Source organism: Acetobacter tropicalis (assembly GCF_030644465.1).
In the GTDB taxonomy this organism is placed as follows: Bacteria; Pseudomonadota; Alphaproteobacteria; order Acetobacterales; family Acetobacteraceae; genus Acetobacter; species Acetobacter tropicalis.
In genome coordinates, this window is record NZ_JAUYUW010000001.1 from 309,672 (window position 1) to 336,352 (window position 26,681).

The 26,681-nt window shown below is 58.7% G+C and carries 17 protein-coding genes; 9 read left to right on the forward strand and 8 right to left on the reverse strand.

From position 1 onward, the window contains the following. Positions 1-10: 10 nt before the first annotated feature. The 5 genes from QWU00_RS01415 to QWU00_RS01435 all read right to left on the reverse strand — a co-directional run bounded on the left by QWU00_RS01415 (position 11) and on the right by QWU00_RS01435 (position 6,782). Complete coding sequence (locus tag QWU00_RS01415) at positions 11-1,588, reverse strand: DHA2 family efflux MFS transporter permease subunit (RefSeq protein WP_035377728.1); 1,578 nt, start codon at positions 1,586-1,588, stop codon at positions 11-13. Then, entirely contained in the window at positions 1,585-2,760 is a 1,176-nt protein-coding gene (locus QWU00_RS01420; protein WP_035377726.1) for an HlyD family secretion protein, read from the reverse strand. Before QWU00_RS01420 ends, QWU00_RS01415 begins: the two co-directional genes overlap by 4 nt. Positions 2,761-3,039: 279 nt before the next feature. Then, positions 3,040-4,830, reverse strand: a complete 1,791-nt coding sequence (locus QWU00_RS01425) for an ABC transporter ATP-binding protein (RefSeq protein WP_035377812.1) — start codon at positions 4,828-4,830, stop codon at positions 3,040-3,042. 150 nt (positions 4,831-4,980) lie between these two features. Beyond that, a complete protein-coding gene (locus tag QWU00_RS01430; protein WP_035377810.1) occupies positions 4,981-6,204 on the reverse strand; it encodes a CCA tRNA nucleotidyltransferase in 1,224 nt (407 codons plus the stop codon). A 20-nt stretch (positions 6,205-6,224) separates the two neighbouring features. Continuing rightward, a complete protein-coding gene (locus QWU00_RS01435; protein WP_045542891.1) occupies positions 6,225-6,782 on the reverse strand; it encodes a DUF1285 domain-containing protein in 558 nt (185 codons plus the stop codon). A 143-nt stretch (positions 6,783-6,925) separates the two neighbouring features. Between QWU00_RS01435 and QWU00_RS01440 the strand changes: the two genes are divergently transcribed. The 5 genes from QWU00_RS01440 (at position 6,926) to QWU00_RS01460 (ending at position 14,869) form a co-directional block, all read left to right on the forward strand. Continuing rightward, positions 6,926-7,939, forward strand: a complete 1,014-nt coding sequence (locus QWU00_RS01440) for an AAA family ATPase (protein WP_052051137.1) — start codon at positions 6,926-6,928, stop codon at positions 7,937-7,939. A gap of 4 nt (positions 7,940-7,943) precedes the next feature. Beyond that, positions 7,944-9,005 (forward strand): DUF58 domain-containing protein, encoded by a 1,062-nt coding sequence (locus QWU00_RS01445; protein WP_035377807.1) that lies wholly within the window; start codon positions 7,944-7,946, stop codon positions 9,003-9,005. Then, positions 9,002-11,986, forward strand: a complete 2,985-nt coding sequence (locus tag QWU00_RS01450; RefSeq protein ID WP_035377722.1) for a DUF4159 domain-containing protein — start codon at positions 9,002-9,004, stop codon at positions 11,984-11,986. Before QWU00_RS01445 ends, QWU00_RS01450 begins: the two co-directional genes overlap by 4 nt. Before the next feature lie 6 nt (positions 11,987-11,992). Continuing rightward, entirely contained in the window at positions 11,993-14,194 is a 2,202-nt protein-coding gene (locus tag QWU00_RS01455; protein WP_035377720.1) for a hypothetical protein, read from the forward strand. Positions 14,195-14,263: 69 nt separating this feature from the next. Then, entirely contained in the window at positions 14,264-14,869 is a 606-nt protein-coding gene (locus QWU00_RS01460; RefSeq protein ID WP_035377718.1) for an ankyrin repeat domain-containing protein, read from the forward strand. Between the two features lie 90 nt (positions 14,870-14,959). On the opposite strand, the gene QWU00_RS01465 is transcribed toward QWU00_RS01460, so the two are convergent. The 3 genes from QWU00_RS01465 to QWU00_RS01475 all read right to left on the reverse strand — a co-directional run bounded on the left by QWU00_RS01465 (position 14,960) and on the right by QWU00_RS01475 (position 17,150). Continuing rightward, positions 14,960-16,093: a site-specific DNA-methyltransferase gene (locus QWU00_RS01465; protein WP_035377717.1), complete on the reverse strand. Its 1,134-nt coding sequence runs from the start codon at positions 16,091-16,093 to the stop codon at positions 14,960-14,962. After that, positions 16,090-16,734: a ribonuclease HII gene (locus QWU00_RS01470; RefSeq protein ID WP_187668563.1), complete on the reverse strand. Its 645-nt coding sequence runs from the start codon at positions 16,732-16,734 to the stop codon at positions 16,090-16,092. The genes QWU00_RS01465 and QWU00_RS01470 overlap by 4 nt, the downstream gene beginning before the upstream one ends. 110 nt (positions 16,735-16,844) lie before the next feature. Further along, positions 16,845-17,150: a CsbD family protein gene (locus tag QWU00_RS01475; protein ID WP_035377713.1), complete on the reverse strand. Its 306-nt coding sequence runs from the start codon at positions 17,148-17,150 to the stop codon at positions 16,845-16,847. A 111-nt stretch (positions 17,151-17,261) separates the two neighbouring features. Between QWU00_RS01475 and QWU00_RS01480 the strand changes: the two genes are divergently transcribed. The 4 genes from QWU00_RS01480 (at position 17,262) to QWU00_RS01495 (ending at position 26,678) form a co-directional block, all read left to right on the forward strand. Further along, positions 17,262-18,656 carry an MFS transporter gene (locus tag QWU00_RS01480; RefSeq protein WP_035377712.1) on the forward strand — a complete coding sequence of 465 codons (1,395 nt, stop codon included), beginning with the start codon at positions 17,262-17,264 and terminating at the stop codon, positions 18,654-18,656. 287 nt (positions 18,657-18,943) lie between these two features. After that, positions 18,944-20,206: an efflux RND transporter periplasmic adaptor subunit gene (locus tag QWU00_RS01485; protein WP_035377805.1), complete on the forward strand. Its 1,263-nt coding sequence runs from the start codon at positions 18,944-18,946 to the stop codon at positions 20,204-20,206. Next, complete coding sequence (locus tag QWU00_RS01490) at positions 20,203-23,382, forward strand: efflux RND transporter permease subunit (protein ID WP_035377710.1); 3,180 nt, start codon at positions 20,203-20,205, stop codon at positions 23,380-23,382. The genes QWU00_RS01485 and QWU00_RS01490 overlap by 4 nt, the downstream gene beginning before the upstream one ends. Continuing rightward, entirely contained in the window at positions 23,379-26,678 is a 3,300-nt protein-coding gene (locus QWU00_RS01495) for an efflux RND transporter permease subunit (RefSeq protein ID WP_035377709.1), read from the forward strand. The genes QWU00_RS01490 and QWU00_RS01495 overlap by 4 nt, the downstream gene beginning before the upstream one ends. The last annotated feature ends 3 nt before the right edge of the window (positions 26,679-26,681 follow it).

Sequence of the window (26,681 nt, forward strand, 5' to 3'; positions counted from 1 at the left end):
AAAGCATCACTTAGTGCGCGGCTCCGGGTTTACCTCCGCCCCTGATCGGGGTGAACAGGAAGCAGAAAGGAATGCACAAGAACGCGCCAATCCCTAGAATCATGAACACTTCATTGTAGGTCAGCATAGCGACCTGCCGGGTAAATTCCAGATACTGCACATGCTGGGCAATGCCTTCTGCCGCATGCTCGGTTGCACCACGCGCCTGCGCCACGGTTTTGGCCTGATCAAAGTAATCATTATAAGGCTGATGATACGGGGTCATCCAATGCACCATATGCGCCTGATGCGCCTGTTTCCGCTCCATCAGCAAGGCTGTGGCGCCCGAAATAGCCAGAGACCCCAACACGTTTCGGGACATACTGAAAAGAGCCGATGCATCCGCATTCAGGCGTTCCGGAATGGTCGAATACGCAATAGTTGAAAGCGGCACGAACAGAAAAGCCAGGCAGGCCGTCTGGCTCATGCGGAACAGCACAAGATGCTTGAAGTCCAGCAAGGGCACCAGATTGGCGGAACTGAACAGCGCCAGCCCCATCAAGCCAAACCCCAGGGCAATCACACTACGCACGCTCATCAGCGTCATGAGCTTGCCTACAATGGGAATCAGAATGATCACCGCAATACCACCGGGCGAGAGAATCAGGCCGGAGAGCGTGGCTGTGTACCCCATCACCTGCTGAGCAAACTGCGGAACAATAATGGCGGAGGCATAAAGCAATGCCCCCATGGCCCCCATCAACGCCGTGCCGACTGCAAAATTGCGATCCTTGAACACACGCAGATCAACCGCGGGACGATCCGTATGCAAAAGCCACAACACCGCGCCTACTAGCCCGATAACCGCCAGAACGCCCATGACACGAATGAAATTGGAGCCAAACCAGTCAGCATCCTCACCACGGTCCACCATCACTTCAAGGCAACTGAAGCCCAGCGTAATCAGACCAATACCGATAATATCAATCGGCGCATTGCGTTTTTGTGCCCAGGGCGGATCTTCTACAACGGCGGCAACCCCAACTGTTGTCAGAAACCCGAAGGGCACGTTGATAAAGAAAATCCAGCGCCAGGAGAAATTATCCGTAATCCAGCCACCCAACGTCGGGCCGATAACCGGCCCCACCACGGCGGCAATGGCGGTCAGGCCAAACGCAGCCGCCCGTTTTTCAGGCGGAAAACTGTCCAGAATGATGGACTGCTGATTGGGCTGAAGGCCGCCCCCAAAAAAGCCCTGCATCATACGGAACAGGATCAGTTCAACCAGACTGGTCGCCATGCCGCATAAAAAGGAAGAGACCGTGAACATCACGATACAGATCATAAAGTAGCGTTTGCGGCCAAAGACTTTCCCCAACCATCCGGAAATGGTGAGCACAATGCCGTTGGCAACAAGATAGGCTGTCAGTGTCCAGGTTGCATCGTCATACGTGCTGGACAGGCTACCCGCGATATGCGGCAGCGAGACGTTGACGATGGTCGTATCCAGAATTTCCATGAACGCCGCCATTGTCACCACAAAAGCGACTGTCCATGGATTATGGCGGGGCTTCCACCCCGCGGCTGCGGCGTCGGCCTGCCCGCTCATTGCGCGGCGGGCTCATGCTCTGGTGTGCGTGCGTCTGTGTTGTTCTGCGGCACACCGTCCGGCTGTCCGGCCGTGTCCACATGCACAACAGGCACAACGGAAAGCCCCAGAGCAAGCTGATGGTTAGGGTCCAGCCCTTCATCAATCACAATCTTCACCGGCACGCGCTGCACAATTTTCACGTAGTTACCCGTCGCGTTTTCAGGCGGGAAGGCGCTGAACGTGGCACCAGTTCCCTTTTGCAGGGAATCAATATGGCCATGCAGCTTGATGGAGGAATAGGCATCCACCTTGATATCAACCTTCTGGCCGGGCCGCATGCGGGTAATCTGCGTTTCCTTGTAGTTGGCCACCACCCACACTTCCGGCTCCACAATGGAGAAAATATGCTGGCCAGCAGCCACGTAATTGCCCTGCTCCACATTACGCTGGGAGATCCAGCCATCATGCGGCGCGCGAATTTCCGTCCATTCAAGGTTCAGGTCAGCGCTGTCCAGTTCGGCCTGAGCGTAGCGCACCTGCCCTTCCTGCTGGCTGACCTGAATTTTGGTGTTTTCAATGTTTGGCAGAACCGGCATGGCGGTCTGCACCGCACCCTGCGCTTCCATAACCTGCGCCTTGGCCGCATCCAGCGCAGCGCGGGCGTAATCAATATCCTGCTGGGACGTAGCTGCCCGTTCAACGGAGCGCTGACGCTTGTAATCAGCTTCCGCCTTGAACACCTGAGCCTTGGCTGCGGCAAGGTTCCCCTGTGCCTGGGTTAGCCTACCGGGAAATTCCAGAGCAGCAACCTGATGCAGCATGTCCGCACCTTGTCTGGCAGCCTGCGCCCGGATGAGGGAGGCGGCAGCCTTGTCCCGTGCGGCTTTCCAGTCACGCGGGTCAATACGGGCCAGCAACTGCCCTTTGCGAACAAACTGGTTATCGTTCACCAGCAGTTCGGTCACGTAGCCGGCTACATGGGGCGCCACGGAAATGGAGCGGCCTGCGGTAAAGGCATCATCCGTTTCCACCTCATTACGGGTCAGAAACCAGTACACACCCGCGGCAATCGCCAACACCACAATTACGATTGTCAGAATAATCTTGCCGCGCGCGCTTTTCTTTTTCTCGGATGGCTTGGCGCCGGTTTCAGATGCGGCTTCAGCCTGTTCGTTATGGTCGTCGGCCATCCTGTTCCCTGTCCATCAAACGCATACTCATTCAGCAGCCACTTCACCCGCAGGGGTATCGGCTGACCGATCGGTTCGGTCAGTATGTGACACGATCATGAGACAGCATCAAGCGGACTTCATGCCGTGGGCATACGTTTGAGCAAAAAACCGAGGACCACGGTGGAAAAGAAAAAGAGACTTAAGGCCGCCCGGTAAGGCTGGCCACCGCCTAGCCGCCAGCTCTCAAAGCCTCTTTAAAACTGCTTTTATACTTTCCAGAAGGCTGATGACGCGGCCTCAGCGCTCAAGCCCCTGGGTCCGCACCAGCCGCGCATACAACCCATCCTGCTCAATCAGCTCATCATGCGTACCGCACTCCACGGCCCGCCCTTCCTTCATGACGATCACAAGATCAGCAGACCGCACGGTAGAGAGGCGATGCGCCACAATAATGGTTGTGCGGGCCTGCCGCATCCGGGCCAGCGCATCCTGCACCGCAGCTTCATTCTCACTGTCCAGAGCACTTGTGGCTTCATCCAGCAGCAGCAGGCGGGGATCACGCAGCAAGGCGCGCGCCAATGCCACACGCTGCCTCTGCCCACCGGAAAGCCGCTGCCCGCCTGGCCCTACACTGGTGCTGTAACCGTTGGGCAATGCAAGAATAAAGGGTTCTGCTGCTGCTGCACGGGCTGCTTCTTCCACAGCTTCTTCCCGCGCTCCAGGTTTTCCAATCTGAATGTTGTCCCGCACGGAGAAATCAAACAGCAGAGGGTCCTGACTAACGTACGCTATGGCATCCCGCAGGCTCTCCAGCGTCAAGGCCCGCAAATCTTCACCATCCAGCAGAATACGGCCTGATGTGACATCATGCAGCCGAGGGATAAGGGAAAGTGCTGTGGATTTACCCGCCCCGGAAAGCCCTACCAGCGCAACCGTCTGCCCGGGCTTTACCTTGAAGCTCAGCCCGTCCAACCCAACGCGGCCATCTGGGTACACAAAACCCACATTTTCAAATACCAGCTCTCCACGGCCGGGCGGGAGAGGAACGGCATTGGGCTGTTCCGTCACAGCGGGTTTTTCATCAATAACGTCAAAGACGCGCACAAGCCCTGCCAGACCTTCCTGCAAGGCCGCATTCAGCGCGCCCAACGCCCGCAATGGCCGGGCTGCCAGCAAAAGAGCCGCCACAAAGCCTGAAAAATCACCCAGCGTTGCGCCCCCCATAGCGGCACGCCAGCCGGCAAACCCCAACACCGCCGCCACTGCAGATCCGCCGAGAGCCTCCAGCAACGGATCAACACGCGCCCGGCCACGGGTAATGCGCAGCATGGCCTGATACAGATGATCAAAGGACAAAGCGGCACGTGCTTTTTCGCGCTGCTCCATCCGATACACCCGCACGGTGCGCGCCTGCGCAAAGCTTTCTGTCAGGAAAGCGGCGGTCTCGCCGATTCTCTCCTGCATACCGCCTGAAGCACGGCGCACCCGCTTGCCCAGTTTCTGGATAGGAACCGCAGCAATGGGATACAGCAGGCCAGCAATCAGGCTGAGTTCCCAATCCATATAGAACATGGAGGCAATCAGCCCCACCACGGTCACCACATCCCCCAGCGAGTTCACGGCGCGGATCATGGCTTCCCGAATAGAAACAGCATCCGTCGTGAAGCGGGCTGCGAGTTTGGCTGGGGGCTCTCGCTCTATCCGGGTGATGTCCGTTTGCACCAAATGGTCAAACATCTCGCCCTGCAAGCCGCGAATCACGACTAGAACCAGCCCCTGCGCGGCCAGTGTCTGCGCATACTGCGCCAACGCCTTGGAGACCGTAATCATCACCACAAGCAATGGCACCTGATACAGAATGCGCGAATCATGGGCCGAGAACATGTCCAGAGCACGCTGGATCACCAGCGGGTAAAGGGCCGTCAACGCCGCTGTCAGCACCGTCAGCCCAATAACCGCAACAATCCGGCCCGGATGTTTGCGCACCTGCTCCCGCCACAGGCGTTTCAGCAACACGCGTGTATCATCTGGCACCAGTCCGCCGCCGCGTGGCGTCTTGCCACCCGCTTTCTGCGCCTTCCCTTGCATGGCAACAGGAACCGTGGACGTGGGAGGATCTGCGGTAATGGAAGCCTGAACAGGCTGGACTGGAGCCGGATGAAATGACGTCATGCTCGTCCCTCTACCAGCCTCCTGCCGCCACGTAAAAGAGAGGGGCGATCTTTTCCTTCCCGATTGTTACCGAAAACCATGCTGCAACTGCGCCAGACAGGCCTCGCGGGATGGCGTGCACCCCTCTGCCATCCACCAGTTTCGCAAATGTGCAAGCACCTGCCCCACCGCAGGGCCGGGCGCATGGCCTGCGGCCAGAATATCTCGTCCGGCTACCGGAAAAACAGGGCGCGGCATGGCCTCAAGACGCTTCCGCAACGCGGCAAAAGCCTGCGCGTCTGGCAAAGATGTTGCTTCCGTATTGGCCTGCGCCTCAGCCAGAAGAGTGGCCTGCCGCAACCATGTCCGGCCAACCAGATGGCGTGCCGGTTCATCGGCCAGAAAGCGCCGAAGGGTTGCATCTGACGCATCTGCCTCCGGCACGGGCCCGTGGGACACAGCCAGCAGAAACGCCGTATCAGCGCGCGAGAGTTTGAGGCGTTGCGCCGCCCCCTCTCTGCCCTTCTCCAGCAAAGCAGCCAAACGCAACACCGCATCAGCCGGTGCGCCCACCTGCACAAGGCCCGTAAACCGGCCAAGCGTAAAACCTTCCGGTAGGATTACGGACAGCACTCCGGCCTGTGCCATCATCGTCACCAGTCCATCTGCATTGGGGCCAGTCAGAATCCGTTGCAATTCAGACCATACCCGCTCCACAGAAAGCCGGGTTATCAGTTCCACCCGCTGCATAATGGCCTGCATGGCATCTGCATCGGGCTGCCCTACGCCATAACGGCCCTGAAAGCGAAAAAAGCGCAGAATCCGGAGGGCATCTTCCTCTATGCGGGTACCCGCATCTCCCACAAACCGCACAAGCCCGCGCGCAAGATCAGCCTGGCCGCCAAAATAATCATACAGAGCGCCATCCCGACTGCGTGACATGGCGTTGATGGTAAAATCACGCCGGGCAGCATCCTCCCGCCAGTCCGTGGTCCAAGACACTACAGCGTGACGGCCATCCGTTTCCAGATCCCGCCGCAGGGTGGTGATTTCATAAGGCGCAGAAGCGATTGCGGCCGTGACTGTCCCGTGTGCCAGGCCGGTAGGCACCGTCTTGATGCCTGCTGCCGTTAATGTCTCCTGTACCTGCTCCGGTGTTTCCGGGGTTGCTATGTCCACATCCGCCACGGGCCGACCGATTAACAGGTCCCGCACCACACCACCCACCAAACGGGCCTGTGGCAATACGGCCCATATCTGCACCAGTGCCTGACGCTGGGCGGGTGTCAGTCCTTCACTGCCTGCGTCCAGAGTTTTCGGGGCAGCAGCCCTCACGCCGTTTTGCTCTCTGCACATAAGCGGGCCAGCGGGAAAAAGCAGTCACAACTCCATACACCCATGCAGGGCACGCCATTGCACGTGCCTGGTTCCGCCAAAGCGGCCAGTTCATACCACACGGAGCGGGTTAGCCGCGCTTCTACCGGAAAACGCCCATCCCCGGCCCGCACAAGGAGATAAGGCGGGCACCCTCCATCTCCGCACGCATCCGGTGGTACGTCCCACACAGCGCGAATCGGGTGCTCACGGCTGGCCACCACAGGTTCATCCACATTGGTGCGAAAACACAGGCGCTGCATGCGGCCACACCCCTTCCATTCCAGCTCTACCGCCAGGAAAGGCACGTCTTCCACCTCAATAGACCCGGATTCAAAAGGGGTACGCAGCAGATATTCGCCATTTTCGTCCCTGGTCAGCATGGAGCCGAACAGACACACCATGGTCTTGCGCTCTATGGGCGTGCCCCGGTACAGCCACACTCCATCCCGACGGATCAGAAACGGCAGTTTTCTGGGCTCTGCGCCTGCTTTTGCCGGATCCAGTCCTGCAATATGGCAGGGGGTCCCGCGCTCAGGGAATGGGCCTTCATCATGCACTGACAGATAATCCTGTTATGACTGTTTCACTGCGTGGAGAATGATATAGGGATCATACCCCGCTTGATGTAAGCCCTGTATCTGCACAGACTGGACCCATGACCGCATCAGACACACAGCCCCAGCCCGCCCCGACCCAACCCGATGTGCGAGAGGCTGACCGCCTTTGCGCTCACCTGCAGGCCGTGCAGCAGGAAACATCCCGTGTAATTTTCGGGCAAGGCAAGGTTATCAGCCAGACGCTTACCGCCATATTGGCCGGAGGGCACGCTTTGCTGGTTGGTGCACCTGGCCTAGGCAAGACCCTTCTGGTCACTACTCTTGGCACGGTACTGGGGCTGGATGCCCGGCGCGTGCAGTTTACGCCTGACCTGATGCCCTCCGACATCACAGGCAGCGAAATTCTGGATGAAGACTCCTCCGGCCACCGCAGCTTCCGTTTTGTGCCTGGTCCGGTTTTCTGCCAGTTGCTGATGGCTGATGAAATCAACCGTGCCAGTCCGCGCACCCAGTCCGCGTTGCTCCAAGCCATGCAGGAACGTCGCGTGGCCGTGGCCGGCGCTGAGCACAAGCTGCCCCAACCCTTCCATGTGCTGGCAACCCAGAACCCTCTGGAGCAGGAAGGCACCTACCCCCTGCCAGAAGCCCAGCTTGACCGCTTCATGCTACAAATTCCGCTCACTTTCCCCGATGCGGACTCTGAACGCGCCATGCTACTGGCCACCACAGGCGCAGAACAGACACCTCCTCAGCAGATCATGAGTGCGGAAAGCCTGATCGCAGCGCAGGCTCTGGTGCGCGCCCTGCCTGTAGGCGAAAAAATTGTGGATGCCATTCTGGCGCTGGTGCGTGCCGCGCGCCCGGAAACCACGCAGGATGAAACCCTGCGCACCCAGATTGCCTGGGGCCCCGGCCCCCGTGCCGCACAGGCACTCATGCTCGCCACCCGTGCTCGCGCCCTGCTGGATGGCCGCCTCTCCCCCAGTCTGGATGATGTCATTGCCCTTGCCCGCCCCATTCTGGCGCACCGTATGGCGCTCACGTTTGCCGCACGGGCAGAAGGCGTGCATCTGGATGATGTGATCACCCGGCTTGTTAACCGGCTGGGCTGACGCCTTGGCACAGTCTGCCTTTTCACCCACATTTTTCCTGCGCAAGGTGCTGGGCCGGTCAGTGGAACGGCACCACTCGGGGCCGACTGCCGCTTTTACGTCTCCCTCCGGCCTGCAACCAGACGCCCCCGCGGGAGCAACCTTGCTGGGGCAGGCCTCGGGAATCGCCAATCAGGCGTCTTCCCTTGCGGCGCGCCTGCCGGATCTGGTGCTTCAGGCAGACCATATTGCCGCCACGCTTTATGCAGGCCAACACGGCCAGCGCCGCGCGGGGTGGGGAGATACGTTCTGGCAGTATCGTCAGGCGCAACCGGGTGAGCCGGCAACGCATATAGACTGGCGACAATCCGCCCGCAGCACCCACGCTTATGTGCGCGAAACGGAAGCGGAATCCGCCCAGACCATCCTCCTGTGGTGTGATCTCTCTCCCTCCATGCAGTGGCGTTCCGCATCCTCCCTGCCCGAAAAGCGGGATCGCGCGGTCCTGCTGCAACTGGCCATGGCCGCCCTGTTGCTGCGCAATGGGGAACGGGTCAGGCTGCTCGCTCCCTCCGGCATGGCTCCCATGCCTGCCAGTGGCACACCGCTGGAACGGCTGGCCCTTGGGCTGGCGCATATGGAAGCTTCTTCCGCCACACATCCTGCGGGCGCTCTTCCTCCTGTCACGCTGGTGCCTCGTCATGCCCACATTCTGATTGCCAGTGATTTTCTGTGCGCGGATGAGGCTCTCGTCCCCTGTCTGCGCCATATGGCGGGGTTGCCCGCCCGTGCGCACCTCATCCAGATTGCAGATCCAGCCGAACTCAGCCTTCCGTATCAGGGGCGTGTGGAATTTGAAGGGCTGGAACAGGAAGCCCCTGTTGACCTGCCCCATGTACAGACTCTGCGACAGGACTATGAAAGCCTCGTTACCGCCCGCAATACCGCTTTGGCAGCGCAGGCAGCAACGTATGGACATGACCTCGTGCTGCATTGCACGCAGGATGCGGCACTTCCCACACTGCTGGCGCTTCATGGGCTGATCAGCGGCAGGCCCGGCAGCCACCGAGAGGGCCGGCGCATATGATTTTTCTTACGCCTTTTGCCTTACTAGGCCTGCTAATCCTTCCTCTGGTGTGGTGGTTGCTGAAGGCAACTCCCCCCACGCCCCGCCGACAGAGCTTCCCGCCTATCCAGATTCTACGCCGCCTGCGCCCGCGTGAAGCAGATGTCGCACGGTCGCCTCTGTGGCTTCTTCTGGTGCGGCTGGCAGCCGTCACCCTTCTGGTTCTGGGTCTGGCTCACCCCGTGCTGCCAGGCGAACATGTGCCAACCTCCGGCCACGGCCCCCTGTTGCTGGTGCTGGATGATGACATGCTTTCCGCTTCAGGATGGTCGCAGCGCATTGCCACCGCCCAAGGGTTTGTGGATGACGCAGCCCATGCAAACCGTCCGGTCCTCCTGCTGCGTACCGCCGCCACATCGGACTCCCTTGGCGCACAGGACACGCCCCACGCTCGTCCAGCCACCATCGTGCAGCAGGAACTCAACAGCCTGCGCCCAGCCCCGTGGGGCACGGATCGGGCAGCACTGGCCCATATGCTGGAAACCCACCCTCCGGGTGATGTCGGCAACGTGGTCTATCTAGCCAACGGTGTCGCCTCTACAGGAGATGCGGCCTTCAGCAAGGCTTTGAAGGCACTCGGCCCGGTGCAGGAAGTCCGGTTCCCGGATGCGCCACCGTTGGCTCTTGCGCCTGCCTCCGCACGCAATGGGCCCGTTATTGCCCGCATTCTGGCCCTGCCCGATGCCTCAGCCCCTCGTTCCTTCACCGTGCGCGTGCATACACAGGATGGTGGCACGCTGGCCGTTGTGCCCGTGACCCTGCCGGCAGGGGCCTCCAGTGCGGATGTGCCAGTCGAACTTCCCAACACCGTTCGCAACCGGATTGATCAGATTGCACTTGCTGGTCAGGCCAGTGCGGCGGCAACAGTGTTCTTTGATGAAGGGGACCGCCTGCGCCCTGTAGGGTTAATGACGTCAGGCGCTGCTGATACGCCTCTGATCGGGCCACTTTTCTATCTGCGCCGAGCACTTGCTCCTACGGCAGACCTGCATGAAGGCAACGGTGCTGCCCTTCTGACACAGCCGCTTTCCGTGATTATTGCGCCCGACGGCACGCTGACAGACCCAGCCACACGCCAGAAGGTGACTGACTGGGTAAAAAATGGCGGCACGCTTGTCCGTTTTGCAGGCCCTGCGCTGGCAGGCGAACACCACGAGGCAGGTCAGCCCGCTCCCGCCGGTGAGGGAGAGGACGATACCGCTCCACAGCAACCCTCTGCGCAGACATCAACAGACCCCACGACTGATCTCCTGCCCGTCGCCCTGCTGGATGGATCTCGCCAACTTGGTGGCACCATGACATGGGGCGCTCCACAGAAACTTGCGCCTTTTGACGCCGCCTCCCCATTTTACGGGCTCGATATTCCGGCAGATGTCACAATCTCGCAGCAGGTTCTGGCCAGCCCTGTGGCGGATCTGGCCGCTCATAGCTGGGCCCGTTTGACAGATGGTACGCCACTGGTCACCCACGCGGCTCTGGGCAAAGGAGAAATCGTGCTGTTTCACATCAGCAGCACGGCGGACTGGTCCAACCTGCCGCTCTCTGGCCTGTTTGTGGCCATGCTGCAACGGCTGACAGATCACGCCAACGGTGTCAGCATCCCCGCGGATGATAGCCTTCTTGCCCCGGTCATGACGCTGGATGGTGAAGGCGTGCTTGCCCCCCCGCCCCCTTCTGCGCGCGGGTTAAAAGCCAACGCCTTTGCCGATACCGTTGTTTCCCAGGCTCATCCGCCAGGGCTATATGGGCCGCGTGCCGCACGGCGCGCCCTGAACGCAGGCACGCATCTGGTCAACCTTGTACCTGCTCAGCCTGTGGGCACTGTCACCACTCCGGCAGGCCGTAGACCTGACACACCTTTGGGCCGCTATTGCCTCCTTGCCGCTACCCTGCTTCTGTTACTGGATGCGGTCATGGTTCTGCTCATGCGCGCAGGCGTTTCATTTGGCAAAAGAAATCCCACAAGGAGTTCAACTCTTTCTCTGGCTCTTCTTCTCGCCATTGGAGTGCCCATAAACGCGCGGGCAGCAGAGGCTCCTGCGGCCTCAGCTACGCCGGCGCAATCCGTGCAGAGCCCGACGCTGGCCGGAAATCAGAACGCGGACCATACGGCAACGCCTCCACCAGCAGAGGCCGATTCTCCAACCCTCCCCGCTCCACAGCCAGCCACCGCCTCGCTGGCCTCTCCTCAACAGGGCACGCCTTCGGTGCCTGGCGCTGCACTGGAAACGCGCCTCGCCTATGTTCTGACGGGCCATGAGGATGTGGATACGGTCTCCCGCCAAGGGTTACAGGGGCTTTCAGACTACACAAATGCCCGCACATCCGCCAAACTTGGTCATCCGGATGGCGTGCGGCCGGGGCAGGATGATCTCAGCTATTACCCCCTGCTTTACTGGCCCATCACACCCGATGCACGCACAACCCCGGCGCAAACTGCTGCTCTCACCACCTTCATGGCGCATGGCGGCATTTTGCTGATTGATACCCAGGGGCAGGACGCCAGCAGCCAGAATGAAGGGGACACCTCTGGCAGCTTTGCGGGAGACGCACCCGGCACACGCTCTGCCTTGCGGCGCGTAACCAGCGGTCTCCCCATTCCGCCTCTGGCCACCATTACCGACCATCATCTTCTGGCCCACACTTTCTACATGCTGCATGACTTTCCCGGTCGCTATGCAGGTCAACCTATCTGGGTTGCACGTGAAGGACAGGCTGAGAACGATGATGTCAGCCCCGTTATTATTGGTTCAGCAGACTGGGCGCATGCGTGGGCCGTGGATGAAAATGGCAATACACCCTATGCGGTCATCCCGGACGGAGCGGACCAGCGCCAGCTTGCCTACAGGTTTGGGGTTAACGCCGTGATTTACGCCCTCACCGGCAACTACAAGGCAGATCAGGTGCATGTGCCCATGCTGCTGCAACGGCTGGGAGAATAACCGCCCATGCTGAACCATCTTGCGCAATCCTATGGGTTTGCCCCTCTTGTTCCGCTCTGGCTGCTGGCCGCGATTGCCGTGCTGGCGGTATTGCTCTGTGCCTACGCCATAAGCAGACGCACCAAGGGCGCCGTGCTTCGTCTGGCCGCCATTGCCTCCCTTCTGTTGTGGTTGTCCGGCCCACAGCGGCTGCATGAAAGCTGGCACGTTCTGCCCGAAACTGCCCTGCTGCTGGTGGATCAGTCTCCCTCCATGTCCATCGGTCAACGCTCGGCTCTGGCTCGGCAGGCTGCACAGGCCATGGCGCAGGCTCATACGCAGGGGCTTTCCCTCCGGACCGTGACTGTCCGCAATTCCGGGCATAACGGCACACGCCTGTTTGACGCACTGGATCAGGCTGCCGCCGATATTCCTCCGGATCAGCTTGCAGGCGCTGTCATGCTGACGGACGGTCAGGTGTCTGACACTCCCGATTCCGTGCCGGAACGGCTCACTCCCGTTAACCAGACTGGCGCAAAAGCGCACCTGCCCCTGCATGTCCTGATCCCGGCAAAAGGGGAGGAAACGGACCGGCAACTGCGTATTCTTCAAGCCCCGCCTTACGGGATTGTAGGCCAACCCGCTAAACTACGCGTGCAGGTGGATGATGCAGGCCCCGGAACCACACCGGGCGCACAGGCGGAACTCACCTTGCGCGTGAATGGAGAAGAACCACTCTCCATACCCGTAACAACAGGTACGCCGCAGGATATCTCCCTGCCGGTGTCCCATCCCGGGCAGATGCTGATCAGTCTGGCGGTCTCGCCTCTGGCGGGCGAAGTCTCGCAAATCAACAATCAGACCATCACGCGCATGACGGGCATCCGTGACCGTCTGCGCGTCCTGCTGATTTCCGGCACCCCGAATCAGGGGGAGCGGGTCTGGCGGCGGCTACTCAAGGCTGATCCCTCTGTTGATCTGATCCACTTCACCATTCTGCGCCCACCGGATAAGGATGATGGCACCCCGCTGTCCGATCTGGCACTGATTGCCTTCCCGGTGCGGGAACTGTTTCAGGAAAAGATCAACCAGTTTGACCTCATCATTCTGGATGGCTTTGAAAACCAGAACATTCTGCCGCACGCCTACCTGAATAATATTGCCAACTTTGTACGCAAAGGAGGTGGTTTGTTGCTGACGGCCGGGCCGGAGTTTGTCGGCCCCGGCACCCTTCAGGATACGCCTGTGGGTGACATCCTGCCCGCACACGTGCCGCTGGAAAATGGCATGGTGGAACAACGCTTCCGCCCCCATCTGACGCCGGAAGGCCGCAGACACCCGGTAACGGCCGCGCTCCCCGGCGCGCCGCCCACCAACGCGGACTCTGCGGCTCAGACCATTCCGGGCCAGTGGGGACCGTGGTACCGAGCGCTAAAGCCGGACACCACCCACGGCCAAGCCCTGATGAGCGGGCCAGACAACGCCCCCCTGCTGGTGCTGGATCATGTGGATCAAGGCCGTGTGGCCCTTCTGCTGTCTGATCAGATCTGGTTATGGTCCCGTGGAGAAGGCGGTGGCGGCCCACAGGCTGAACTACTGCGCCGTATTTCCCACTGGCTGATGAAAGAGCCGGAACTGGAAGAAGAACAGCTGAACGCGTCCATTGCCGGAGGGGAACTGACCGTCAGCCGCCGTAGCACAACGGGCGAGGCACAGCATGATGTAACCGTGACACCGCCAGACGGAAAACCTGTCACGCTAACACTCCATGCAGCTTCCTCTGCGCCGCAGAATCAGAAAGAGAATGGAGCCTCTCACACTCGACCGGAAGAAAACCAGAGCGGTCTGAGCATCGGTCATCTGGCGGCGGAGCAACCGGGCATCTGGCAGGTGGACGATGGTACGCACAAGGCGTTTGCAGCGCCCATACCACCTGATCCGCAGGAGTTTGCAGACCTTCGCGCCACAGCTAGCAAGCTGCAAAACATTGTCTCGGCCACGGGTGGCGGCATTCTCTGGACAGGGGATAACGCCACCGCCCCGACGGTCCCAAGGCTTCAGCTAGCCGATGGCGGCAGCCTGCATGGCGAGAACTGGTTTGCGTTTCCGCACAGGAATGCCCATGTGGTAACCGGCAGAAGCGCCACGCCCCTGCTGCCTGCATGGGTTATGCTGAGCCTGTCCCTTCTGCTGCTGTTTGCTGGCTGGTGGCGGGAAGGCCGAAGCTGAACCGCAGATCCTTTCCGCAATCTCACCATTGTGGTAATTTATATGTGACGTTTCCTGTATGGACAGACCATGACCCGCTCGTTCCGCATTATTCCGGCTGCTCTGGCCTGCAGCAGTTTTCTGGCTCTTGCCCTCCCCGCCACCGGCTGGGCCCAGTCCGCCCGCGAGCAGGAAGCGCAGGCTGCGGCGGAAGAAGCCGCTCAGAAGGCTGAAGCAGCCAAGGCTGCAAAGCGCGCAGCTCCTCCCGCATCCATTCCGGGTGCCGCTGGTGAGGAAGACGATGACGGGGATCATTCCAATACGGATATGGAGCCTACGGCTGCGCTGTTTGAAGCCATCAACCGTGGCAGCATCAGTGCCGCCAAGGAATCCATCAACCGTGGAGCGGATCTTCACAGCAGGAACGTGCTGGGTCAGACGCCCCTTGATATGTCCATTGACCTGAACCGCAACCCCATCACCTTCCTGCTGCTCTCCCTGCGTGGCAATGATGATCGTCCCCGCACGGATATTGCGGCGGAAACACGCAGCATGAAGATGGAAAATGGTAGCGGACACCTGACCATTGGCGGCAGCGCCGGGCGGCATAACGCTCAGCCACATGAAAGCCGTTACGACACCACAGGCGGCAGACCTCAGCCGGATGTCGGGTTCCTCGGGTTTAGCGGCGGCTGACCCTGTTCTGTTTTTTTCGTACGGAAATGTTCTGCCCAATAAAAAAGCCGCCCTGTTGAGGCGGCTTTTTCCTATCTACGTTTTGCCCTCTCAGCCTGCGGCGGCTGCCTTGGCGGTAGCGGCAGCAGTTTTTGCCAGATCCAGACTTTCCTGACGCAACACATCCAGCGGCAGAAACTCGCCATTGCGTTCAAAATGCCAGAAGGTCCAGCCATTGCAGGATGGCGCGTTGGTTAACTGTGCGCCCAACTTGTGGATGGACCCACGCTTGGTACCGCTCACCAATGTGCCGTCAGGCGAAACCGTGGCATTCACCCGTTGCTTTTTATCACACAGCACTGTGCCAACCGGCAGCAAACCCAGCTCCACAAGACTGCCAAAAGGCACACGTGGCGCTTCACGCTTGTCCTGCGTGGTCACAACAGCATCATCAGCTAGCGGCGTTTCCCGCGCCACACGGCTCATGGCTGCTTCCACATAGTCCGGGTGGCGCTCAATGCCGATAAACCGGCGGCGCAACCGGCGGGCCATGGCGGGCGTTGTGCCTGTGCCGGTAAAGGGGTCCAGCACCACATCATCCACCGTGGTGGACGCCAGCAGCACCCGGTGCAACAGGCTTTCCGGCTTCTGCGTGGGGTGCAGCTTCAGCCCGTGTTCATTCCGCAGGCGTTCATTGCCGGTGCAGAGCGGCAGATACCAGTCAGACCGCATCTGAACATCATCATTCAGCGCTTTCATGGCCTGATAATTGAACCGATACCGGCTATCCTCGCTCCGGGCTGCCCAGATCAGGGTTTCATGCGCGTTGGTAAAACGACGCCCCCGAAAATTCGGCATGGGGTTGGATTTGCGCCACACAATATCATTCAGGATCCAGAACCCCAGTTCCTGCAAAATCGCGCCGATGCGGAAAATGTTATGATAGGAGCCGATCACCCAGATGGTGCCATCCTTGTGCAGCACACGCCGCGCTTCTGTCAGCCATGCACGGGTAAAGCGATCATACTCCTGAAGATCGGAAAACTTGTCCCAATCATCATCCACACCATCCACCAGGGAATCATCGGGGCGGCGCAGTTCACCACGAAGTTGCAGGTTGTACGGCGGATCAGCAAACACGCAATCAACAGAGCCGGAGGGCAACGTGCGCATGGTTTCAACACATTCGCCACGCAGAATCTGGTCCAGAGGCAGTTCCATGCTCATTGATTTTGCGCCGCTCATGCCCGGCCCTCCGTATAAAAATGTTCAATTTGCCGGCGCACAGTGCCGAAGGTTCTACGATGATGCGGGGTGATCCCCGTTGTGGTCAGCGCCAGCCGGTGGGCTGCGGTGCCGTAGCCCGCATTTCTCTCCCACCCATAAGCGGGCCAGCGCGTATCAAGGCGGGCCATGATGCGGTCCCGCACAACCTTGGCCACAATGGAGGCTGCGGCAATGGACAGGCTCAGGCCATCCCCCCCAACCACAGTTTGCGTGCTGCATCCAAAATCGGGCGCTTTATTGCCATCCACCAGCACATGATCCGGCAGGCGCGGCAGCCGGGCAACGGCGCGCTGCATGGCCAGATGGGCTGCATGATGGATGTTCAGATCATCAATTTCGGCAGTCGAGGCTGCACCAAGCCCGATTTCAATACCGGGCACATCGGGCAGGCGGGCTGCAATAGCCTCACGCACCACCGCTTTCAGTTTTTTGGAATCATCAATAATGGCCGCCAGATCAGCGGGCACGCCTGCGGCAAAGACCACGGCGGCGGCGACTACGGGACCAGCCAGCGGGCCACGGCCCACTTCATCCACTCCGGCGACACGTCCGCCATGTTGCTGTTCCCGCGTAAAATCCGGCATTGCCCCTCTTTCCATCGATTTGGTGCGACTCGGTAAAAAATACCGAGTCGCACCAACTGCGACTCCGTGAGGCAAGGAGAATCACTTTTCACCGCTCAGCGCAAGAGTCGCGGTGCAGGAAATTTTCAGGAGCGCTTGCCGCGCGGGAACACCAGCCAGCCAATCAGCAGGCCCACCACGGAAACAATTCCCAATGAAAGCAAAGGCTTATCACGTACAAACGTGACAGCTTTTTCCACCACACCTTCCCCTTCCTCATACAGGTCAGCAAATTCCTGCTGCGCCATGCCGGAAAACTGATCGAACTTGCCTTCCGCCTGCAGGCCCAGATCTCCCGTCAGACCGCCAGCCGCATCCTTGAGGCGACCCTTGGCTTCATCAGCAATCCCTTCAACCTTGTTTGCGACCGTCTTGAGTTTATCATCAGCCATCGGCTTTCTCCTTGTTTTGTGACCGCATTCTTCCGCCCGGCGGCCCTTTAGGGTTTATCCAGACCGCGGTCTTCTGTTGCATCAGAACGCAAAAACTCGTCTCTGACTAGCATGCTGTCTGTCAGTCGCGTCCATCTTACCGCCCTTATCGTCGCATCCATGCTGTTCATGGAGCAGCTTGATGGGACCATCCTCTCAACCGCGTTGCCATCCATTGCTAACAGTTTGCATGTGGATACGGTTGCAACATCGGTTGCGCTAACCTCCTACATCATAGGGTTAGCCATCTTTATTCCCGCTTCCGGCGCTCTGGCGGACAGACTGGGCAGCCGCACCGTTCTCAGTTGCGCCATCGTTATTTTCGTTCTGTGCTCGGTGGCCTGCGGCTCGGCGCACAGCCTCCTGTTTCTGGCTTGTATGCGCACTTTGCAGGGCATTGGGGGCGCGCTCATGGTCCCGGTCGGGCGACTTGTCGTGCTGCGCAGTACGCCGCGGGAGGAGTTGGTGCGCACCATGACGTGGATGATGCTCCCCGCAACACTGGGTCCGCTGCTGGGGCCAGTGGTGGGCGGGTTTGTAACCACCTACCTGTCCTGGCGCTGGAATTTTTACCTCAATATCCCCGTCGGTATTCTGGGGTTTATCCTCACCCGCCGCTTCATTCCGGAGGTAAAGGAGGACACTCCTCCCCCTTTCGATCTGACGGGGATGTTCCTTGCCGGGGGCGGCTTGGCCGCATTGTCCGTCGGCACCGAACTCTTCACCCATAATCAGGGATCTACCACTCTTCTTCTCTCGCTGTTTCTCGGTGGGCTCGGTTTTATGGGGGGCTATGGTTTTCACGCAGCGCGCCTGAGTTCTCCTCTGCTGGACTTCAAGCTGCTGGCCATCCCCACATTCCGCATCTCGGTTCTGGGTGGCGCAGCCTCCCGTATTGCTGTGGGGGCCCTTCCCTTTCTTCTGCCTGCGTTTCTGCAAATCGGGTCCGGGCTGACAGCCGCCCAAAGCGGAATGGTCACGTTCATCGCCCCCGTGGGGGCATTGGTCATGCGGCCTTGGGTGCCAGCAGTGTTAAAACGGTGGGGGTTTCGCCGGGTGCTCATGTTCAACGGATTTTCAGCGGGCATTCTGTGCGGCCTAATCTCCAGCTTTCATCAGGGGCTAACTCTCTGGCCGCTCTATCCCATTCTGCTGGCCGCCGGCATGGCACAGGCCACGCAGTTTTCGGCTTATAACACCATTGCTTACGCGGATATTCCCGCCAGCCGTATGAGCGCCGCAACCAGCTTTTACGCCACCATGCAGCAGCTTATGCTCTCCCTTGGCATTTGCATCGCCGCAGGAACGCTGACACTCACCTGCCTCTTCCACGGACGCGCTGAGCCCACATCACACGATTTTTCAACCGCGTTTATTGCCGTGGGTCTCATCTCGTTACTGGCCGTGCCTGCCGCAGCCTGCCTTTCCGCCAACGCTGGCGCAGCGCTCAGCGGCAAAAAGGAGTAAAGCGCAGGCCATCGCCACTTTAAGGCGTAAAAAAGGCCTCTTTTTTTAAGTTTTTATTTATAGTTTTTCTTTTCCAGCCTTCCCCTTGGACCAGCCCCGCATTCTGGTATAGGCTCGACACATTCTCATGGGCTGCCGGAGGTATGCCTGCCTTATACTTGTTTCTTAATGGCATTGAATCTGGCATAGACAACCGCCTAGGCCATTCATGTTCTCTGACAGACGGTGGGATGAGCCACCGGATCTGTTTTTTCAACATTCAATTAGGTGAACGACCCGCGCGCCCCATGGATAACCAGACCACGGACCCCCGATCCGATTCACCCACGCCCCCCCGCTCTTCCAGCAGAAAAAAACGTCTTATCTGGAGCGGCGTTGCCGTTGCTGGCGGTTGCGTGCTGGCTTTTGCGCTCTTCCGGCCCCATGGCGGGGAAAACACGGGAACAGGCAAGCACCGCCGCCACGCCGTGCAGCAGACCGCCGATGGGGGTGATGCCCAACCCGTGGCCGTTGAAGCCGTTAAGACCGGCTCCATGCCTGTTGTGCTGACCGAACTTGGCACAGTGGTGCCCATCACCAACGTGACGGTCCAGACCCGCGTGGAAGGCTATCTGACCAAAGTGCTCTTCACGGAAGGCCAGCATGTTCACAAGGGTGATCTTCTCGCCCTGATTGATACCCGTCCATACGAGGTGCAACTGGCACAGTATGAAGGCCAGCTTGAACGGGACAAAGCGCAGCTTGCTCAGGCCCGCGTGGACAACGCGCGTTATCAGCGCCTGATCAAGCAGGACAGTATCGACGCCAAAACGGCACGGGATCAGGAATTTACCGTCGAGCAGATGGAGGGCACGGTCAAATCTGACCAGGCCTTGGTTGATAACCAGAAGCTCCAGCTTGTTTACTGTCATATCATCGCCCCGGTGGATGGACGAATTGGTATTCGTGCGGTTGACCAAGGGAACTACATCGCTGCGGGGCAGTCGGGCGGCCTCGCCATCCTGACGCAGATGCAGCCTATTTCCGTTATTTTCACTCTCCCTCAGGATCAGTTGCCGGAAGTGGCAGAGCAACTGCGTGCCAGAGGCTCTCTGCCAGTTGAGGCATGGGACAGTTCCAACACCCACAAGATTGCTGATGGCACAGTCAGCACGCTGGATAGTCAGATTGATACGGCAACCGGCACCGTGCGCCTGCGCGCCATCTATCCCAATACGGATGAACATCTCTTTCCCAATCAGTTCGTGAACGCGCGCCTGCTGGTCAAGACACTGGAAGATGTCATCCTCGTTCCAGCCACATCTCTTCAGACCGGCCCCTCCGGCCAGTTTGTCTATGTGGTCAAAGCGGACAACACGGTTGAAGTACGGCCTGTCACGGTTGGTATTTCAGACGGCAACCGCACGGTGGTCAGCGGCGGGCTGAAAACGGGAGACCGCGTGGTAACAGATGGTACGGATCATCTGCGCGCTGGCATCAAAGTAACTATCCCGGCCGCTACCCCCGACACCGAGAAATCTGACACCCCTTCAGGTACCCCAGCCCCGTGAACCCCTCAGGTCTCTTTATCCGCAGGCCGGTCGCCACCACGCTGCTGATGCTCGCCATTCTGATGGCGGGGCTGCTTGGCTACCATTTTCTGCCTATCTCCGCCCTGCCGCAGGTTGATTACCCCACCATCACGGTAGAAACTTTCTACCCCGGCGCAGGGCCGGATGTGATGGCAACCTCCGTCACTGCACCGCTGGAAACCCAGTTCGGCCAGATGCCGGGGCTGGACCAGATGACCTCCCGCTCCTCTGGCGGGGCCTCTGTCATTACGCTGCGGTTCAACCTGACCATGTCCATGGACGTGGCGGAACAGGAAGTGCAGGCGGCCATCAATCAGGCCAACTCCCTGCTGCCAACGGACCTGCCCGCTCCGCCCATCTACGCCAAGGTCAATCCGGCGGACACACCCGTGCTCACACTGGGCATTACCTCCGCCACCGTCCCCCTGCCTGAGGTGGAAGACTATGTGGACACCCGCCTTGCGCAGAAAATCAGCCAGATTTCAGGCGTGGGGTTGGTGACGCTGTCTGGTGGCAACCGCAAGGCTATCCGCGTTCGGGTGAACATCCCCAAGCTCACCTCCTACGGGATTGATCTGGATACGCTGCGTACCACTATTGGCAACGTTAACGTCAACTCTCCCACCGGCACGTTTGATGGCGCAACCCGCGCCGCGACCCTCCGTGTGGATGGACAGATCACGTCCATTGATACGCTGCTCAACCAGGTTATCGCGTATCAGAACAGTGGCCCCATTCGGATCCGGGATGTTGCATCTGTTGTGATCGGCGCGGAAAACACGCAGCTTGCCGCGTGGTCTAACCTCACCCCCGCCCTTATCATGAACGTGCAGCGGCAACCGGGCGCGAACGTGATCTCGGTGGTGGACAATATCAAGACCGCCCTGCCCATCCTGCGCAAATCTCTGCCGCCCGGTATTGATATTGTGCCCCTAACGGACCGCACCACCACCATCCGCGCTTCCGTTGCGGATGTGGAGTTCGAGTTGTTTCTGGCACTGGTTCTGGTTGTGGCCGTTATTTTTGTGTTCCTGCGCAATATACCGGCCACCATCATCCCCAGCCTGTCCGTGCCGCTTTCCATCATCGGCACGCTGGCCATCATGTATCTGCTTGGGTTCTCGCTGGATAACCTCTCGCTCATGGCGCTGACCATCGCCACCGGCTTCGTGGTGGATGATGCCATTGTCATGATCGAGAACATTTCCCGCTATGTGGAAGCCGGGGAAGACCGCATGAGCGCCTCCATCAAGGGGGCGGGAGAAATCGGGTTCACCATTATCTCCCTGACCATCTCCCTGATTGCGGTTCTCATCCCGCTGCTATTCATGGGCGATGTTGTGGGACGCCTGTTCCACGAATTCGCCATGACACTGGCCATCACCATCATTCTGTCCGCCGTGGTGTCCCTTACCTTGGTGCCCATGATGTGCGCACGCATCCTCACGGAGCGCCCACATGATGAATCCAGTGCCACAACGGCGTTCCAGCGTTGGTCAGCCCGCGTTGAAGTCGCTACGGAAAAACTGATTGCCGCCTATGACCGCGCACTGGATGTTGTGCTCGCCCACCGCGTGCTGACACTGATGGTCGCTGTGGGCACGCTGGTGCTGACCGGCGTTCTTGCGCTTGTCATCCCCAAAGGATTTTTCCCTGAGCAGGATACGGGCGTTATTCAGGGTATTTCCGTTGCAGCCCAGTCCATTTCCTTTGAGAGCATGAAGGCGCACCAGCAGGATCTGGCAAAAGTTATTCTAAAAGACCCGGATGTGGTCTCCCTTTCCTCCTTCATCGGAGTGGATGGGCAGAACGCCACTCTGAATCAGGGGCGCTTTCTGATTAACCTGAAAGACCATGATTCCCGCTCCAGCAGTGCGGCGGAAGTTGCCCGTCGCCTTTCACAGGAGACGGCGCAGGTTACGGGTATCAAGCTCTACATGCAGCCCATTCAGGACCTTTCACTCGATACAACCGTCACCGCTACCCAATACCAGTTCCTGCTGGAAAACCCGGATTACGACGCCTTCAAGACGTGGATTCCAAAGCTGCTGGAAAAGCTGCGGGCCGAGCCTTCTCTTGCCGATGTCACGTCCGACCTTCAGGCGCAGGGGCTGGTGGCAAAAGTCACGCTGGACCGGACAACGGGCGCACGGTACTCCATCACACCGCAAACCATTGATAACGTGCTGTATGACTCCTTTGGTCAGCGGCAGATTTCTACCATCTACACGCAGTCCAACCAATACCGTGTCATTCTGGAAGCTGATCCTCGTTTCCAGGGTAGCCTGTACTCCCTGAACCAGCTTTACCTGCCCGGTATCAGCGGCAATTCAGGAGAAAGCGCCTCCGGTCCCACCCGGTCCCCCACATCCGGATTGGTACCGTTAGCCGCAGTCACCACGGTTACGCATGAAACCGCGCCCCTGCTGATTACCCATTTCGGGCAATTTCCGGCCACCACCATCTCCTTCAATCTGGCCAAGGGATATTCTCTGGGTGACGCCACCGCCGCCATCCAGAAGGTGGAAAAGGAAATCAACTTACCCGCGTCTTTCCAGACCTCCTTCCAGGGAACGGCTGCCGCGTTTCAGGGCTCGCTCAGCAATGAACTGTTCCTTGTAGGGGCAGCGCTGGTTGCCGTTTATATCGTGCTGGGCATTCTCTACGAAAGCTTCATTCATCCCATCACCATTCTCTCCACCCTGCCCTCCGCTGCTATTGGCGCACTGCTCACATTGTGGGTGGCAGGAGCCGGACTGGATGTCATGGGTATCATCGGCATTGTGCTGCTGATTGGCATTGTGAAGAAAAACGCCATCATGATGATCGACTTCGCACTGGAAGCCGAGAGAGAACATGGCATGGACTCCCTGCAATCCATTCGGCAGGCAGCCACCCTGCGTTTCCGCCCCATCCTCATGACAACTCTAGCCGCCATGTTAGGCGCCGTTCCTATGGTCATTTCACAGGGTACGGGCTCTGAGCTGCGCTTTCCGCTTGGTCTGGCCATTATCGGGGGGCTTGCGCTGTCTCAGTTGCTCACGCTCTTCACCACACCAGTTATCTATTACACGCTGGATACCTGGGCACACCGCTGGAACACCTGGCGGCAGGGCAACCACTCTCTTCCGCCTTCTGAGCAAACCACGCCGTGAACTTCAGCCGGATCTTCATTGATCGGCCTGTAGCCACCATTCTGATGACTGTGGCGCTTCTTCTTGCAGGAGTGCTGGGTTACAGAAGTCTGCCGGTGGCGGACCTGCCGAATGTCGATTTTCCCGTCATTCAGGTACAGGCCCGCCAGCCCGGCGGTTCACCCGAAGAAGTTGCCAGCGCGGTTGCTGCCCCGCTTGAGCGGCATCTGGGCCAGATTGCAGACCTCACGGAAATGACGTCTCAGTCCTCCCAGAACACCACGCGCATTACCCTTCAGTTTGCCCTTTCACGGGATATCAATGGGGCCGCGCGGGATGTTGAGGCCGCCCTTCAGGCCGCCCATGCGGATCTGCCGTCTTCCTTGCGCCAGAACCCCAGCTATTCCAAAGCCAACCCCAATGGCGCGCCCATTCTCATTCTGGCCCTGACATCAGACACCCATACACAGGCACAACTCTACGATTACGCAACCAATGTTCTGGTGCAGCATCTTTCACAAATTCGTGGCGTTGGGCAGGTGGAAATTGGCGGCAGTTCCCTCCCTGCCGTGCGGGTGGAAATCAACCCCCTCCCCCTCTACCGGTACGGGATCGGGTTTGAAGACATCCGTGCTGCTCTGGCTTCCGCCAATGCGCATGGCCCCAAAGGCATTATTGACCAGAACGGCACACGCTTCACGCTTGATACAAATGATCAGGCCAGAAGTGCGCAATCCTACCGTGATCTGATTATCGCATGGCGCAACAGCCGCCCCGTACGTCTGGCAGATGTCGCAACAGTTGAAGACAGCGTTGAAGACCGCCGCAATGCTGGCTACTTCAACAGCTCTCATTCCGTCATCGCCATTGTTTTTCCGCAGGCAGGCGCAAACGTTATTGAGACCGTGGATGAGATCAACGCCAAGCTCCCCATGCTGCGCGCCGCCCTTCCCGGCGGGGTTGATCTGCATATCGGGCTGGACCGTTCACTTACCATCCGCGCGTCTCTGGCGGATACACAACTCACCCTGGTCATTTCAATCGTGCTGGTTGTGCTTGTGGTTTTGGCGTTTCTTCATTCCCTCCGCATGACCCTTATTCCCGCCATTGTGGTGCCCACGTCCATTATCGCCACTTTTGGCGTCATGCGGTTTCTGAATTACTCGCTGGACAACATGTCCCTGATGGCATTGACGGTCTCCACCGGCTTTGTGGTGGATGACGCCATTGTGGTGATGGAAAATATTGCCCGCTATATTGAAGAAGGCCTCTCCCCACGTGATGCCGCCCTGAAAGGCAGCAGCGAGGTTGCGTTTACCGTTATCTCAATTTCCATTTCCCTGATTGCCGTTTTTCTGCCCATCCTGCTTCTGGGCGGTTTAGCCGGACGCCTGTTTCATGAATTCGCCATGACGGTTTCCGTTACCATTCTTGTCTCCATGGTGCTGTCTCTCACCCTCACGCCAATGATGGCAGCACAACTTCTGAAACCAACACATCCCAACAAAACATCCAACCGCATCACACAATTTCTGATTTTCCAGATTACACGCCTGCTTGATGGTCTGCAAAAAGGCTATGAACGCTCTCTGAATACTGCACTGAGATACCGCAAGATTGTTATTCTCTCTTTGCCATTCACGCTTGTTATCATTGTTGCGCTTTTCATCAGCATGCAGAAGGGGTTTTTCCCCACCGAAGATACGGGCCTCCTGATGGGCCATTTGCAGGGCGACCAGAATATCTCGTTCCAGGCCCTTTCTAAAAAGCTGACAGATGTTCAGAAGGTTATCAAATCTGATCCTGATGTACAAAGCGTTGCCAGTTTTATGGGAAGCCGTGGTTCGTCCAACTCTGCCAACATGTTCCTGCAACTTAAAGACAAAAGCGAACGCAGCGACACGCCAACAGAACTGATTGCGCGCATCGAAAAAAAGCTCAGCAAACTGGTAGGCGCTCAGTTTTTCCTGATGCAACCCGGTGCCGTGCGCGCAGGGGCACGCCAGGGCAACGCCTCCTACCAATATACTCTGGATGGAGAAGATGCCTCCGAAGTTTACCAGTGGACCGATAAACTCCTTGCTGCTCTCCGCAAATATCCGGAACTAACTGAAGTGTCTTCCGATGTTCAGCAGGGTGGTTCCGCCATTGATGTAGACATTGACCGAGACACATCTTCACGTGTCAGCATTACCCCACAACTACTGTCCAACACGTTATATGATGCGTTCGGACAGCGTGCCGCATCCGTTATCTATAACCCCCTGAACCAGTACCGCGTGGTTATGGAAGCCGATCCCACGTATTGGTCAAACCCCAACAGCCTGATGCAGGTATGGATCAGTGTATCGGGCGGCAGTGCGGGGGGCGGCACTGCGTCCAACACAGTCCGCGTACGTAACACAACAGGTCGGGATTCTTCAGGCAACAGCAGCGCCTCAACATTAAGCAGCCAATCTTTCAGAAACCAGATTGCCAACTCTCTGGCGGGCGGCAACAGTGCCTCCAATGGCTCCGCTGTTTCCACTTCCTCTTCCGCCATGGTACCCTTGACACTGGTTTCAAAACTCCGGGCCTCCCAAACACCCCTGTCCGTCAATCATCAGGGCCAATCAGTTGCCTCAACCATTTCCTTCAATCTGGCCAAAGGGGTCTCTCTCGGGGTTGCAACACACATTATTCAGACAGCACAGGTTGAACTGCATATGCCACCCACCATTCATGGCAGTTTTGCTGGTAATGCCGCGCAGTTTCAAAAAACCGTCAATAACGAACCCATTCTGATCCTGGCAGCACTAGCGGCTGTGTATGTCACTCTGGGCGTGTTGTATGAAAGCTACGTCCATCCCCTCACCATTCTATCCACCCTGCCATCAGCTGGTGTGGGCGCGCTGCTAGCGCTGCAACTGGCAGGGGAAGAGTTCTCCTTGATCGCCATGATCGGGGTTATTCTCCTGATCGGCATTGTGAAAAAAAATGCCATTATGCTTGTCGATTTTGCAATCGCCGCAGAGCGTGAACATAATCTTTCGCCACTTGAAGCCATCCATACGGCCTGCCTGCTACGCTTCCGCCCGATCATGATGACATCCATCGCGGCGGCTCTGGGGGCCTTTCCGCTAATCATCGCCAACGGCTATGGGGCGGAGCTACGTCGGCCCCTGGGTATTGCCATCGTGGGCGGCTTGATCGTCAGTCAGGCACTCACCCTCTATACAACGCCAGTTGTTTATCTGATGCTGGACACCCTGCGTCTGCGCTTTAAACACATAAAGATCCGGCCCTTTTTCTTCTCCCGCAACCCGCAAGATACCTGAAGT

Coding starts and splice junctions, on each gene's coding strand:
- QWU00_RS01415 (WP_035377728.1), bottom strand. CDS start 1,588: ATGAGCGGGCAGGCCGACGCCGCAGCCGCGGGGTGGAAGCCCCGCCAT.
- QWU00_RS01420 (WP_035377726.1), bottom strand. CDS start 2,760: ATGGCCGACGACCATAACGAACAGGCTGAAGCCGCATCTGAAACCGGC.
- QWU00_RS01425 (WP_035377812.1), bottom strand. CDS start 4,830: ATGCAAGGGAAGGCGCAGAAAGCGGGTGGCAAGACGCCACGCGGCGGC.
- QWU00_RS01440 (WP_052051137.1), top strand. CDS start 6,926: ATGACCGCATCAGACACACAGCCCCAGCCCGCCCCGACCCAACCCGAT.
- QWU00_RS01450 (WP_035377722.1), top strand. CDS start 9,002: ATGATTTTTCTTACGCCTTTTGCCTTACTAGGCCTGCTAATCCTTCCT.
- QWU00_RS01455 (WP_035377720.1), top strand. CDS start 11,993: ATGCTGAACCATCTTGCGCAATCCTATGGGTTTGCCCCTCTTGTTCCG.
- QWU00_RS01460 (WP_035377718.1), top strand. CDS start 14,264: ATGACCCGCTCGTTCCGCATTATTCCGGCTGCTCTGGCCTGCAGCAGT.
- QWU00_RS01465 (WP_035377717.1), bottom strand. CDS start 16,093: ATGAGCGGCGCAAAATCAATGAGCATGGAACTGCCTCTGGACCAGATT.
- QWU00_RS01470 (WP_187668563.1), bottom strand. CDS start 16,734: ATGGAAAGAGGGGCAATGCCGGATTTTACGCGGGAACAGCAACATGGC.
- QWU00_RS01475 (WP_035377713.1), bottom strand. CDS start 17,150: ATGGCTGATGATAAACTCAAGACGGTCGCAAACAAGGTTGAAGGGATT.
- QWU00_RS01480 (WP_035377712.1), top strand. CDS start 17,262: ATGCTGTCTGTCAGTCGCGTCCATCTTACCGCCCTTATCGTCGCATCC.
- QWU00_RS01485 (WP_035377805.1), top strand. CDS start 18,944: ATGGATAACCAGACCACGGACCCCCGATCCGATTCACCCACGCCCCCC.